Source organism: Kordia algicida OT-1 (genome assembly GCF_000154725.1).
Taxonomy (GTDB): Bacteria; Bacteroidota; Bacteroidia; order Flavobacteriales; family Flavobacteriaceae; genus Kordia; species Kordia algicida.
Genome location: NZ_DS544873.1, coordinates 1,243,417 through 1,256,832, shown reverse-complemented (window position 1 = coordinate 1,256,832; position 13,416 = coordinate 1,243,417). Strand labels below are relative to the sequence as shown.

General features: G+C 34.8%; 12 protein-coding genes. 2 read left to right on the top strand and 10 right to left on the bottom strand.

Annotated features, from left to right (window positions below):
* From KAOT1_RS05320 to KAOT1_RS05295, 6 genes are all read right to left on the bottom strand, one after another.
* Positions 1–201: a helix-turn-helix transcriptional regulator gene (locus KAOT1_RS05320; protein ID WP_007093703.1), complete on the bottom strand. Its 201-nt coding sequence runs from the start codon at positions 199–201 to the stop codon at positions 1–3.
* Complete coding sequence (locus tag KAOT1_RS05315) at positions 201–647, bottom strand: hypothetical protein (protein WP_007093702.1); 447 nt, start codon at positions 645–647, stop codon at positions 201–203. The genes KAOT1_RS05320 and KAOT1_RS05315 overlap by 1 nt, the downstream gene beginning before the upstream one ends.
* A 295-nt stretch (positions 648–942) precedes the next feature.
* Positions 943–1,665 (bottom strand): hypothetical protein, encoded by a 723-nt coding sequence (locus KAOT1_RS05310; protein ID WP_007093701.1) that lies wholly within the window; start codon positions 1,663–1,665, stop codon positions 943–945.
* Positions 1,666–1,768: 103 nt separating this feature from the next.
* Positions 1,769–2,503, bottom strand: a complete 735-nt coding sequence (locus tag KAOT1_RS05305; RefSeq protein ID WP_007093700.1) for a hypothetical protein — start codon at positions 2,501–2,503, stop codon at positions 1,769–1,771.
* Between the two features lie 556 nt (positions 2,504–3,059).
* Positions 3,060–3,452 carry an acyl-CoA thioesterase gene (locus KAOT1_RS05300; protein WP_007093699.1) on the bottom strand — a complete coding sequence of 131 codons (393 nt, stop codon included), beginning with the start codon at positions 3,450–3,452 and terminating at the stop codon, positions 3,060–3,062.
* A 317-nt stretch (positions 3,453–3,769) separates the two neighbouring features.
* Positions 3,770–4,594 carry a DUF72 domain-containing protein gene (locus KAOT1_RS05295; RefSeq protein WP_007093697.1) on the bottom strand — a complete coding sequence of 275 codons (825 nt, stop codon included), beginning with the start codon at positions 4,592–4,594 and terminating at the stop codon, positions 3,770–3,772.
* A gap of 158 nt (positions 4,595–4,752) precedes the next feature.
* Here KAOT1_RS05295 and KAOT1_RS05290 point away from each other — a divergent pair, with 158 nt between their 5' ends.
* Positions 4,753–5,172 (top strand): hypothetical protein, encoded by a 420-nt coding sequence (locus KAOT1_RS05290; RefSeq protein ID WP_007093696.1) that lies wholly within the window; start codon positions 4,753–4,755, stop codon positions 5,170–5,172.
* A gap of 17 nt (positions 5,173–5,189) precedes the next feature.
* On the opposite strand, the gene KAOT1_RS05285 is transcribed toward KAOT1_RS05290, so the two are convergent.
* The 4 genes from KAOT1_RS05285 to KAOT1_RS21865 all read right to left on the bottom strand — a co-directional run bounded on the left by KAOT1_RS05285 (position 5,190) and on the right by KAOT1_RS21865 (position 11,745).
* Entirely contained in the window at positions 5,190–5,873 is a 684-nt protein-coding gene (locus tag KAOT1_RS05285; protein ID WP_007093695.1) for a DUF2461 domain-containing protein, read from the bottom strand.
* Positions 5,874–5,957: 84 nt separating this feature from the next.
* Positions 5,958–7,067 (bottom strand): NAD(P)/FAD-dependent oxidoreductase, encoded by a 1,110-nt coding sequence (locus KAOT1_RS05280; protein WP_007093694.1) that lies wholly within the window; start codon positions 7,065–7,067, stop codon positions 5,958–5,960.
* Entirely contained in the window at positions 7,054–9,048 is a 1,995-nt protein-coding gene (locus tag KAOT1_RS05275) for a LodA/GoxA family CTQ-dependent oxidase (protein WP_007093693.1), read from the bottom strand. Before KAOT1_RS05275 ends, KAOT1_RS05280 begins: the two co-directional genes overlap by 14 nt.
* 15 nt (positions 9,049–9,063) lie before the next feature.
* Positions 9,064–11,745, bottom strand: a complete 2,682-nt coding sequence (locus KAOT1_RS21865) for an FAD-binding protein (RefSeq protein ID WP_007093692.1) — start codon at positions 11,743–11,745, stop codon at positions 9,064–9,066.
* Between the two features lie 190 nt (positions 11,746–11,935).
* Between KAOT1_RS21865 and KAOT1_RS05265 the strand changes: the two genes are divergently transcribed.
* Positions 11,936–13,252 (top strand): DEAD/DEAH box helicase, encoded by a 1,317-nt coding sequence (locus tag KAOT1_RS05265; RefSeq protein WP_007093691.1) that lies wholly within the window; start codon positions 11,936–11,938, stop codon positions 13,250–13,252.
* Positions 13,253–13,416 lie beyond the last annotated feature (164 nt).

The window sequence follows — 13,416 nt, the reverse complement described above, 5'->3', positions numbered from 1 at the left end:
TTAATCCGTTTCTTCCAAAAAGAAAAATTCATTGATCGGTTTGTCAAATAAGTTACTCAACTTCAAAGCCAATACTGTAGATGGCACGTAACGTCCTTTTTCAATAGAATTGATTGTCTGCCTTGAAACTCCTATTTTCTTTGCTAATTCGTCTTGCGTGATGTCTAAAATAGCGCGTTCTATCTTGATGCGGTTTTTCATTACAATCTTTTTTTAATCATGTAGAAAAATAATAGATACATCGTTAAAAGAAACCATAAAACCTGAAAGTCTCCGACATCTTCTAATAAACTTTTGTCATCTTTTGCGACAAACGATACAAGGTAGTTTATCAATGGTTGTACTAAAGTGTAAACAACACCTGCAATAAAAGCCATGGAAAATGCTTGTCCACGAATGGTTCGAATCATTTCGTCTTCTACTTTTTCTTTTGATAAGGCTGCAATGAGCAATCCAACTAATATGACACGCTTCAGAATGAATTTTAAAGATAAGGTGTTAAAATCTGCTATTTTACCTACAATCATAATTATAAATCCGATGATGACAATAGCAATTCCTATTTTTTTGAAGGAATGTGGTAATCCAAATCTTTTAAATTTCTCAAATCTTCTTTCCTCTGCTTCACAGAATGTTTCTTTCGCCATGATATTTTATTTTAATTGACAACTTTATTTTTCATAATGTCAAATATACTTTACATTTTGTAAAGCGCAAAATTTTTTTTGAAATTTCGGATTTGCAAGTTTTTATGAAAAGTGTTTTGAACGAATCATGATTGATCGCATTTTTCGATAGTTCTGTTGAACGTAGTCAAAATATAAATTTACTTGAGTAAATTCACTTAAAAAGACATTTTTTGTGAAAGCAGTTTTAGAGAGATTATTGCATTCGTAAGAATGACAGCCATGTAATTAAAACAAGTAGAGCGATCAAAAAAGCCTACTCTTTTACAATAATCATCGTAGCTTTAATTCCTGTAGTTAAATTCCATTCATTGGCAGAAATGAGTTCGCCTTTGTCATCATACACACGGAATTCGGCCGTATTTGGTCCAGATGAACCTTGATTTAATGCTTGAAAGTCTATTTTATTAAATCCTTTTTTCAGGGTAATGTCTAGTTTTTTGTATACAGCTTCCAATCGGATGTTTTCTACAACCACTACATCATTTACGTATACGCGAACTCTGTCACCATCGACAAATTCATGATCTCGACATACAATTTCTACAAATTCTCCATTGCTTTTAAAGTCGCCTAAGTATTGCTCAACTTTATATTCTGGACGAATTTGCTTGTCTTTTTTATTCAGTTTTCGTTCAAACTCTTTGTTACGCGTAACGTAGCGTTCTTGTCCTGTAAAGTCAATTTCTTTTTCTTCTTTGAGCGAAGCTCGTTTGGATTCTGGTAATTTTATCAAACTCGTTTTCTTTTTCGTTAACAAGCTTGGTGTTTTAAACTCCATAAAGTTCGGAGCTTTATCTTGTGGTTTTAGTGGATCTTTTGCCTTCGGAAACGGGAGTTTGATGCGTCCTTTGGTAATGTCTGCATCGTTCGTATTGGTTTTCGTCGTATCTTTTTGCGCATGCACAGTCAGCATCCCAATTAGGATAAAGAGGAAAGTGATACGAAATTTTGATTTTAAATTTATTCCAAACAACATCTGTACGTTCTAATCAATTGCAAATACGTCTTACAATATTACGCATTTTTTCAATGACAAATTCAGAAGTTAACACACAATTATCATTCCAAGTTACAATCTTCTAGTTCCAGGCAATTTCTGTAAGTTGCAAATGCACTATTTTTTTGATTCCCAAATTGATGTTTTTTCGCTTCCAAAATCCGCTATTTGGGTGATGTACTTGGTATTCTACGTCAATCACACGCGATAATTCTTGCGAAATAATTCCTTTAAAAGCGCGCGTACTTCCGTTTATATAGTAATCAAATTTATGCTGCTTTAAATAATTCATAAAATCATTTCGATACTTGAGATTGATCCAACCATAAAACCAAAAATTTAGACGCGTTTGGTTGCTTCCTGTTTTTCCTAATAGATAATGTAATGAAGTTTGATACGGAACTAAGGTATAAAAAGTAACTTCAAAATTAGTGATATCACTCGATGCAATTTGCGCCATCAATTCTATAAAACCATTTTTAAAACTTTGAAAATAGCCTGCAAGCGGATTCATCGCTCGAAATTCATTTTTGTAATCAAATTCATTTTTATCAGGAGCTTCAACCGCAAAAAGTACGCTTGTATACGAAATATTTTCGCTGGGTTCGGCTTTTGGCTTTCCGTTTTCTATCCAAAATGTCCAAGGTTTTACCAAATGTGGCATTCTAAAAAAGCGATCTTTTACAATGACAAAATCGCCTTGTACATCAAAAAATTCTTCGTTTTCATTTTTAATAAGTTCAAAATCAGAAATTTTAAGACTCGTTACACGTTTGCTTTTTCTGTTGTATACAGGAATCGTTTGAACAATTTTCATATCGGGGAATACTTTTGCAGTGCATATTTAAGTATTCTAAGTCAAATTCAAAACTATTTTTTTTAACAATGAATTTGTTAATTTCTTTTTAGAGCATTGTAAAAAGCTATAAAATCCTTGTATTGAAGTCTTAAGTTGTATTTGGAAAATAATTATCACTTTTCACAAAAAAAGCGTCCTTAATATTTGAAATTAAGGACGCTATCTGGTTAATATTTTTAAGCCGAATCAACCAGTATATTGAAAGAATTAACTAAACAGCAAATTATTTTGTTAATGCTTTTCCTCTTAAAGATACGGAAAAAAAGAGCCCAATTTAGAATTGAGCTCATAAAAACTTGTTAAAGTTTTTTTATAGTATTGCTGAATTACAAACCTAACACTTTTTCTTTTTTGTAGGAAATTATATTCTATATAAATATATTTTTCTTAATATTTTAACTCTTTTTGGCTATAATTTTGAATGACACAAGAGACGTTTTTGCATAATTCACAAACAAAAAAAAGGAGAAACTCTCGGTTTATCCTTTATGTTATAATGTTTAAAAGTAATTTTTTAAGAAGAACCCAAACGATCTTTTACAAATTCAACTTTACTCTTTCCATGTGGAAGCGAATTTCCGTCAGCATCTAAGTTTACCATGACGATATTATCGACTGTCAAAATAGTTTCATGTGTCATTTTGTTTCGCACTTCACATTTTAACACAATTGATGATTTTCCAAATTTTACAACTTCAATTCCTATCTCGACAATGTCGCCTTTTTTAGCGGAACTTTTAAAATCTATTTCCGACATGTATTTGGTCACGACTTTTGGATTTTCTAGCTGAATGATGGCGTACAAGGCTGCTTCTTCGTCAATCCAAGCAAGCAATCTTCCTCCAAATAATGTTCCGTTAGGATTTAAATCTTCGGGTTTGACCCATTTTCTTGTGTGGAATCTCATGTTTTTTTGGTTTTAGGTATTAGGTATTAGGAATTAGGTTTTAGGTTTTAGATTTTGTTTTTTTCTAATTGCAGATGTTTATATATTATAATTCATCAACTCATCAACTCATCAACTCATCAACTCATCAACTCATCAACTCATCAACTCATCAACAAAAATACACATCGCTTCTCTCCTATTCAATCAATTCATATAGAATTTTTTTAAAAGAATTTTCAATCTTTTCTTAAAACGTTCGCTAGAATAAAGTTTTGTGGTTTTGGCGGTTTTGTGATAGGGTTTTTGGAAGTGATATTTTTTGTTGTAAACGTCATTTAGTTTTTAATGAAATAAGCAGATAACAACGGAGATTCTAATTCCAAATTCTGATGAACAAAAAAGTGAATGTTCTTCAATCCTTGTGAAATCCATAGTTCCAAGCGATCAACCCAATCATTCAAACGAGCATAATCACTTTCATGATTGGCGCCAACATACCGAATAAACGCTTCGTTATTCGTTAAACGCATATGCATAATGTCACGCCTTCCGGCAGAATCGACTACCGTATTTGCAATATTATTTTCTTCTAACAAATGATACAATTCGTTGGCAATTTTTTCATCATTATACCAATCTGTATGTCTAAACTCCATCGTCAGTGGCACATTTTTCGGCCAGAATTCTGCAAATTTCACCACGCGATCAAAATCTTTTGGTGAAAAATTAGCATGCATTTGCAAAAAGATTGTTCCTAGTTTTTCTTGTAAATGAGAAGCATTGTATATGTATTGATCGACCAAAGCTTCTGTAGCTTGCAAACGTTTCCAATGACTGATTTCTTGGGTAATTTTCGGAAAAAACTTAAATCCTTCAGGTGTTTTATCTCGCCATTTTTCAAACTGTTCGGCAGGAAACATTCGGTAAAATGTAGCATTTAGTTCAATCGAATTAAATTGCGATGCATAATATGTCAATTCATCTTTAGTACCACGCGGATAAAATCCTTTCAAATCTTGCCGATTCCACTTGGCACAACCAACATATATAGAAGGTTTTTCGTCACTTTTGTATTTTTGTAACACTACTTCTGTTTCAGGATGATCTTTTGGTAAGGTGAAATCAATTATCTCAGGATTGGAAACTTTTCCGAATTTCATACGTATTCTTTTAATAAAGTATAAAAATACAGAATTCTTATAGGAATCTTGATGAATTTGTAAGTTTTTGATTTGTTGATAAGATCGTTAACAAGTTGTTTATAACCTGTTAAGAATCAACATCAATTATCAATAAATTTAATAAAAACTTTATTGTCATGAACGATCGAGAAAACGATTTAGTCAAAGCGCGACCGCAGATTTCCCCAAAGTCAATCTCTGAAAATATGTCAACTGACGAGCGCTTTCAAAATGTCACATTACGTCCTGTTATCAAGCTTCAAAGTCCTTTGTTAATTGCTGCTTTTCGAAATTATATTACCAAACGAAAAAATGTTTTTTACGACTTATCACTTGAAAAACGCTTGCTTTACATAGAAAATGCGATTCAGAAGGATATGAAATTTCGAAATTCACTCAAAGGAATGGTTATTGGTCAATTTACCTTGGAAGAATATCTTCAATACATTGAAAATTCGTCACCTTTAAACAAGCGCATGATGAACATTGTCATTGAACGTCTAAAGGATAATATTTTATTGTTTGATAAAGATGTAAAATTTAGCGAAGTTATTTAAAACTAAGCTGTTAACAACTACTCATCTATCAACGATACGCCGTTTAAATCGGTTGTAAGTACTTCGCTCATATAATTAAAAAATGGGCGAATTGCTTGAAAATGGGCATCAACTTCTGTCATAAAATTTGAAGAAGTCACTTGTTTGTCTGTCAATTTTTTAGTGAAGATAAATTGTTTCTTTTTGATTAAATCGATAGCAGCATGATCGCGACTGAATCCTTTTGGTGCAGTTTTTACTTCATCACCTTCAAATGCTCCCCAAATGTCTTTAAATGATTTTTTGTTGATGATATTGCGGATTTCTGTGTCATCCATTTCAAATTCTTTACGAATTCTGAGTAAATCTTCCTTATTTGGATCCCAAAAACCTGCTGCAAGAAACGATTCATTATTTGGCTGAATATGAAGATAATAACCGCCACGTAATTTTGGTTTTACTCTGTAAAAACTTCCTCCAAAATGTGTTTTATAAGGTGTTTTGTTCTTAGAAAACCGAACATCTCTATAAATACGAAACACTTTTACTTTGTCAATTTGATCGTGTTTATTTAAATATTCTCCCAATTGATTGTAAAACTGTTTGACTTCTCTTTCAATCTCTTTGAATTCTTTTTTATTCTCGGTAAACCATTCTCTGTTGTTGTTCTCGCTAAGTCGGGTTAAAAAAGAAAAAGTTTCTCTTGGGATGGTTTCGTTCATTATGTTTGGTTTTTTACTAAAGTACAAAATATTCAGAAAATTTATGTGTTTTAGCATGTTTCTTCTATTTGCAAACATGAATAGCTACAAAGCTTTTTCAGTAGAAAAAACAACCAAACGATGTTTCCAATAATGACTTTGCTCCCATCGTTTTTCCAACTCGTAATGCGCGATTAATTTTTGTATGTAAGCTCTAAAAGCATTTTCCACAACATAACGATAGGTTTCTAAAGCGGCATCTTTTCTATTTAAAAAATCTGCTACCGCATGTCCGCCGTAAAATCCTGAAGCTAGCGCAGACGTGATTCCGTAAGAAGATATTGGATCATATGAATATGCAGCATCACCAACCGCCAACCAGTTTTTTCCGTACGGAATCTGCAAACAACTTGTGCCAGCGGGCATAATTTTTACCGTGTCAATTGTTATGTCAGTTATAATTTTTGAAAGATGTTTTGTATTGTGTAACTCAGTTCTTAAAAATGTCTTTGAGTTTTCTTTGGAAGGAAGCAACGCTTTGAGCGTAAAAAACATCATGGTGATTTCGTTTTCCGCAAATGGCGCCACGTACCACCAACCATTTTCAGTAGCTTCTACGATAATTTCATTCGGAAAATTTTCTGAAAGTTTTACGTTAAAAGTTAAGGCGAATTGTGTGTCTAAATTTTCTTTTGGAACGTTTAAGTGTCTACAAACAGAAGCTTTTCTTCCTGTAGCATCAATGATAAAATCTGCTCTTAGTGTGATGGTTTCCGTTGCGTTTTCAATGGTAGCGATTGTTTTCGTTTCGTCTGAAACTACTTTTTTAAGCTTGTAGCCTTTGTAAAAGCTATTATTTGTGCTTTGATACAGTTCTTGAAGTTGCATTTCAAAGTACAATCGATCTAGCAAAAAACCATGTCCCATTTTATCAGCGATGAATTCTTTTTGCTCTAATTGATCGCTTCCCCAACACGATTTATTACCATAATATATTTCGTGCTTTTCATGTTCAACCAAAGACAAAATTCCAAGTTTTTTCAACAAAGGTTTTGCATTTGGCGGAATGGCTTCGCCCGATTTTCGAACTGGAGTTTTGTGCGCTTCCACCACACAACAACGAATTCCTCTGGCGTGCAAAGTTATAGCAGTGGCGATTCCCGCAGGACCGCCACCAACTATAATTGCTTGATATGTATGTTTATCGTTCTCCACGAGAAACTCTCCTTCTTTTACGCGTACTATTTGATGAATGTGACGCGGCTTTTACTTTTGGTGATGAAAGTAAACCTGCCGTTGTTAAGGTATCAGCTTCTGTTGCAGCTTTTCTTGCTTTTTCATCGCCCAATCCATCCATGATTGTTTCTGCTCTGACAACTTGTGTAAATGTTGGATCGTCTTCACCAAATTTACGTCCTGTTTCTTTCCAAACAAGATCTGGCAAGAAACCTTGTTCATTGTTTTTCGCGTCGTCTTCTGCTTTGGCAATAATTCCTAATTCGTGCCACTCAGAAATCATGTGATTTATTTTTGTTTGATATACTGAACCTAAATCACGCAACCAATCTTGACGATAATCAAAATGTTTTAAACGCTGTGCTATGTTTAAGTTTCCTTCTTTTATACTACGTTCGTAACTATCTTCACTCAATACTTGATTGGGAACACGTGCTGCCCAAAATGATGGTAATGGTAAGTATAATGTTAAATCATATCCTGACAAGCAACTTGCTTCATCCGTTTGCCACGGAACGCCCAACCAACGTGTCAACGCGCCTGGTCCGCTTTTGGATAATGGTCCTGCTTTTTCATTACCATTTTCATCTTGAAGTTTTGATTTTCCTAAAACAATTGCTGGCGAGAGTAATGGTCCGAAGTCCAAATCGGTTGCTTCTCCTTCATCAACTACATTTAGACGATATGGTTTTTTCCACATTTGTTTCACGCGCATTGGCCAAGTTAATTCAATTCCTGGATGAAATGGTCCACCGAGACATTCTTCCATCGGAGCTTGATTTAACGCATCAATTTGTTCTGCTGGCGATAGTTCATCAAAAGGAATATATTTTTTAGGTTTTCCAGTCGTAAAATCACCTTTTGCCCAACATTTTAAACGTGCATATTGAGTTTGTGTGATGGGTAAATCGACAATGGCAATTTTTTCATATTCTCCAAAACCATCTCCATAAAATGGTGGAACTTTTTGTGGTTCATAATTATTTGAATTTGGATCACGAAACCATTCAAATACACGATAACGCAATTCTTTGTTTGCTTCTGAAGGATCTGCAAGTTTTTTTACAAATTCAAGATTGTTAAAGTCAGAAGGCGAATTTTTTCCAAATAACATAAAAAATCCTTGATTTACCCATTGTGTATCTGTCATTCGCTGCAACATTGGATATATGTGTTCGTAAAATACAACACCATCTGCTGCCGAATCTGGATAGTCCATTTCACGGATAAATAAGTCTTGTACCACATCATTCATCGTGACTACACCATACAATCCTGGTCCAAAGTTTGGTGGTGTTACGGCAACATTTGCGGCTTCTGCTTCAAACTTTTTTCCAGCAATGTTTACTGTTGCACGCACTACTCCATCACAGGTATCATCATGCCAACCTTGATTATTTGCAAAGGTAATGGCAGGTTTGTCATCTTTTGAAGCCGATTTTCCATCGCCACCAAAAAATAGTAAGCGACCGTCTTCATCCGTTTCTACATGACCTAGTTTTACTTTTTTTCCGAAGAATTCTCCATCATCAAAATCATATTTTTTGCCTTTTTCATTTTTTCCTGAAATACTTACTGGCGTTGGCGTAATTGCCAATTGAGTTCTATCAGATACATCCGAATTTCTGTATGCTGAAGGAATTCCTGCATTTGGTATATCTAAGGCATTGTTAAATTCGTACCAAGCCGATTTTACATTGGCAACTTGAACGCGCCATTGAATGTTATGATCTTTCGTTTCAGTGATTTCGCCTAAAACTTTTCCGTTTTTGTCAAATGCATAGATTCTAAAACGAGCAACTTGCTTTTTTACACGTCCTTTTTTGTCTTTGTAGCCACCTTTTGGCGTAATTTCTACACCAGGAATGTCTGGCGCAAAGAAATGTTTGTTTGAATTTCCAATACGCGCAATTCCAATTGGAGGATAAATAGCTACGCTACTAATTTCTTTTGTGTTCATAGGTTTTGAGTTGGTTTATATGATAGTTTTTCTTGTTCTGAAATGATTTAATGGATCTTCTGCATATTTCTTTTTTACTGCTATTAACGCTTCATAGTTGTCTGCAAAATACGTTGCTGTTGGTATGGAAGCATCTTTGAAACTGATGAATGCACCGCTTGTATTTTCAATTTCATAATCGCGACAAACTTGCATCCAATCTAATGCGCGATTTGTGCTGTCGTACACCGCATTATTTTGTTCTTGTTCTTTTTGAATCAACTCCGTATTCCACCAAGTTTGATATTGAATTGTGTAGGTTTTGTCTTTGTATGGAAAAGCACTTTTTTCCTTGTCGGAAGCTGGCATTGTATCATAAAAATTTCCAACAATCGCACCCAAAGTAATATAGTTAAATAAGCCAAGTTTTCTGTTGTCTGGTAAAATTAATTCTGAAGTTAAGGAACTAATTAATTGATTCACGCCAACATCACCCAAACCATTTTTGTTTGCCATTCGCGATGTAATTTTATGTGGTGCAGGCGCGTCTAAATCTGGCGGTAATGGTTTTTTGTTTGATACAGGATGAAATATTTGTGACGCTGTATCAAGATCATTTTCGCCACTTTTTAATAAAGGTTTGGATATTTTGTAGACTTCATCGTAGGTTTCTCTTGTTGTTTTCACTGCTGTAGATTTGCTATTGCTGGCAACCATATCTTGTGAAAATTTGATCGTTTCTCGTATTGCCGAGAATGATTCCCTGTCCCATGCACTCATTAATCCGTCATCAGCATAATTTGCGCCTTGTCCGCCTTTTCCAATCAAACGCAATTCGTCTGGCATGGCAGAAACAAAACAGGTTTGCACAAATGCTTTGAGACTGTCTGAGTTTCCTTCCCAATATCCGTACATGATGCAGTTGTGTTTTTCCTTTTCAGGATTGAATGTTGCTGGATTAGCCAAATGTTTTCCAGAAACTTTCAGGTTTGTTCCGATGAGTTGTATGTTTTGAAAGTCGCTTCCAGAATACGCATCATCTTTATTGATTATGATATGTTCCCACGCTTGAATGATGTCTTTTGTTTTGGTATTTTCGTGAAAAATAGTCGGATCATCATCGCAATATTTATTCCATTCTACTTCAAATTTGATGAGTTCTTTTGGTAATTCAAATACTTTAAGTTCTAATTCTGTAACAATTCCATAACTCATTCCGCCACCACCTTTTAATGCCCAAAGCAAGTCTTTTTCATCAGAATCTCCCATTCGGATTTTGGTAATTTCTCCATTTCCAAGAACAACAGTTGCACCAACTAAAGCTTCACAATTCATTCCTTGTTTTCGCGTCCACGGTCCCCAACCGCCACCAAGCGTAAAACCTGCAACTCCAACAGTCGCACAGGTTCCGTGTGCAATCATAACGCCATTTTCTGCCAATACTGGCGTTAAATCTTTGAAACGATTTCCTGGTCCGATGCGCGCAAATTGTTTGTTGTGACTTACTTCAATATGATTGATTCGTGTCATATCTAGCAACACAACATCAGTTCCAGAGCATTCTCCTTCATGGTCGTGTCCACCAGATCGTACGCGAATTGGCAAGTTGTTCGCAATGGCATCTTTATATACGCGTTGTACATCTTCGGTAGATTCACAATAAATGATTGCAAACGGTTTTAGTTGAAATCTACGATTAAATATTTGACTTGCTTTGTTGTATTCAATTTCGTCAATTAGATTTCCACCAGATGTTTGAATTTGGTCACATTTTAAATATCCGCGCAAGTTGTTTAAGAAGTTATACAAATTTCTTGTATTGACAACAACGCTATTTTCTCCAATATTGAGTTCGGCTATTGAGGTATGTGTTGAATTTTCTTTGATTGCTAAATCGTCTACCAAATCTTTATCAGATAAGGCTACAATGGACGTATTGAAACGATCTAAGTTCTTTTTTATGGTGATGAGTGTGCTTCCACTTTTGTTTTTGTACCGAAACGATTCGTTGATGATTGGTAATAAATCGCTTTCAAGGCAAATTTTTACTTCTTCATCAACTTCTATTTGTTTTGGAATGATTTCATTCGTTGTTGCTACCAATTGTAATGTTTCAAACGATGTGTTTTTTATTGTTAGTTTTACCGTTAATTCTGCATTTGAATTCGTTGTAAAATCTTTTGAAACATCTATTAATTCACAAATTTTAATCAGTCCAGCAATAGAAGCGACATCACCTTCATCATAAGTTTTCGTTATTTCACTTTCTAATAAAGCGCGATTCCACACAGAAACTTGACTTATTTTTCCTTTAAAATGGTTTTGTTTATTTCCTCCTATTGTAAATTTATTGAATACATTTTCATCATATTTTTCAGAAGTGTTTTCTGTTTGCAATAAAAAATTATTGATGTAGATGTACAAAAATGTTTCTGTTTTTATGGCAGTTATGCAGTACCAATTTGCATCAAGCACAGAGAGATTTGTCGCGGTAATGTTTCGCGTATTTCCAGCTTCTTCTACTGAAAATACTACATTTCCTTGCGTATTTATGTGTAATGCAAACGAGTGATCTTTCGATTTTTTAGAGAGAATTTCTCCGGCTTGTGCTGTTTGAATCCAGCATTGTACGGTAAAATCTGAAGATTGGAAATTGGTATTGGATAACTCTTGGTCTGTCAGGTGAGAATTTCCTGAGAAATCAAATGTATAGCTCATTATTTAAAGTTAGGGTTAAAGTTTAGTTTTACGAATTGTAATTTATAGGGAATTTATTATATAAGCAATACGTAATTGTACGTGATTTTATATGAAAAGATAAACGTTGTTTCTAAAAAATGGTTGTACCTTGCGCAGATATTTAGAAATGAGGTTTTACATAGAGATTGTCATTTCATAAACAATTTTTATGTCATTCAAATCATTAGGATTATCTGATGCGTTATTACGCGCCATCAGCAAAAAAGGCTACACAACGCCTTCTCCCATTCAAGCAAAAGCAATTCCGTTAGTTTTAGAACGCAAAGATGTGCTCGCATCTGCACAAACAGGAACTGGAAAAACAGCAGGTTTTACCTTACCAATGCTACAATTATTGTCGCAACAACCTCCGTTACGAAAACGCCCGATTAGAGCGTTAATTTTAACACCAACACGTGAGTTAGCTGCGCAAGTGTATGCAAATGTGAAAGAATATAGTACGTTTTTAGATATTCGATCTACCGTGATTTTTGGTGGTGTAAATGCCAGACCACAGATTGCGACTTTACGAAATGGTGTCGATATTTTAGTAGCAACGCCTGGAAGATTACTCGATTTACATAGTCAGAAAGCATTGTCATTAGCAAAAGTAGAAATGTTAGTGTTGGACGAAGCCGATAGAATGTTAGATATGGGATTTTTGCGTGATATTAAACGTGTGATTGAACTCGTTCCGAAAAGAAGACAGAATTTGTTGTTTTCGGCAACATTTTCAAAAGACATTAAAAAGTTAGCACAAAGCATTTTACACCATCCAGTTTCGGTTGAAGCAACTCCAGAGAATACAACCGCAGAGAAAGTAAATCAGAAAGTATATAAGGTTGATAAGCCGCGTAAAACGGAATTGTTGATTAAGTTGATTTCTGAAGGCAATTGGAGTCAAGTGTTGGTGTTTACACGCACAAAACATGGTGCGAATCGGTTGACAAAGAAGTTGATTGCGAAGCATATTAGTGCCGCTGCGATTCACGGAAATAAGACACAAAACGCACGAACGAAAGCTTTAGATGGTTTTAAGAAAGGAACCATTCGGATTTTAGTGGCGACAGATATTGCAGCACGTGGATTGGATATTCCGTTGTTGCCTCACGTGATTAATTTTGAGTTGCCAAATGTTCCTGAAGATTATGTACATCGAATTGGTCGTACAGGTCGCGCCGGTGCAAGCGGAGAAGCTATTTCGCTAGTTTCTGCGGAAGAATATGAGTATGTACGTGGCATTGAAAAGTTATTGGATGAGAAGCTTCATTCTGAGGAAATTGAAGGTTTTGAAGCTGATCCAAATTATACACCGCCACCAAAACAGCAACGTCCACAGCGTTCAAGGAAAAAATCAAATTCATCGCCGCGCGGTAATTCTGGCGAAAGCCAAAACAATAGAAATCGTAGTTCTTCAAACAGAAACTCAAATTCTAGGAATAATAAACGGAAAAATTCGCGTTCTCGAAATAGAAGGAGAGATTGATTAAGACCGCTTACGCTATTAGAATCAAGATCGCTTTGCTCTTAGATTTTAGACTTGCTTAGATTTCTAGATTTTTTAGAGTTGTTACTTTGAAAGGTAGGAATCTTTAGATTTGCTTAGGCTTTAGGTGCGCTTCACTCAATTCAAGGATTTAAAAATTCAAT

Excerpts from the sequence above, each read along its gene's own strand:
- KAOT1_RS05275 (WP_007093693.1), bottom strand. The coding sequence starts at position 9,048 with ATGAACACAAAAGAAATTAGTAGCGTAGCTATTTATCCTCCAATTGGA.
- KAOT1_RS05305 (WP_007093700.1), bottom strand. The coding sequence starts at position 2,503 with ATGAAAATTGTTCAAACGATTCCTGTATACAACAGAAAAAGCAAACGT.
- KAOT1_RS05295 (WP_007093697.1), bottom strand. The coding sequence starts at position 4,594 with ATGAAATTCGGAAAAGTTTCCAATCCTGAGATAATTGATTTCACCTTA.
- KAOT1_RS05310 (WP_007093701.1), bottom strand. The coding sequence starts at position 1,665 with ATGTTGTTTGGAATAAATTTAAAATCAAAATTTCGTATCACTTTCCTC.
- KAOT1_RS05320 (WP_007093703.1), bottom strand. The coding sequence starts at position 201 with ATGAAAAACCGCATCAAGATAGAACGCGCTATTTTAGACATCACGCAA.
- KAOT1_RS05285 (WP_007093695.1), bottom strand. The coding sequence starts at position 5,873 with ATGAACGAAACCATCCCAAGAGAAACTTTTTCTTTTTTAACCCGACTT.
- KAOT1_RS21865 (WP_007093692.1), bottom strand. The coding sequence starts at position 11,745 with ATGAGCTATACATTTGATTTCTCAGGAAATTCTCACCTGACAGACCAA.
- KAOT1_RS05315 (WP_007093702.1), bottom strand. The coding sequence starts at position 647 with ATGGCGAAAGAAACATTCTGTGAAGCAGAGGAAAGAAGATTTGAGAAA.
- KAOT1_RS05290 (WP_007093696.1), top strand. The coding sequence starts at position 4,753 with ATGAACGATCGAGAAAACGATTTAGTCAAAGCGCGACCGCAGATTTCC.
- KAOT1_RS05300 (WP_007093699.1), bottom strand. The coding sequence starts at position 3,452 with ATGAGATTCCACACAAGAAAATGGGTCAAACCCGAAGATTTAAATCCT.
- KAOT1_RS05265 (WP_007093691.1), top strand. The coding sequence starts at position 11,936 with ATGTCATTCAAATCATTAGGATTATCTGATGCGTTATTACGCGCCATC.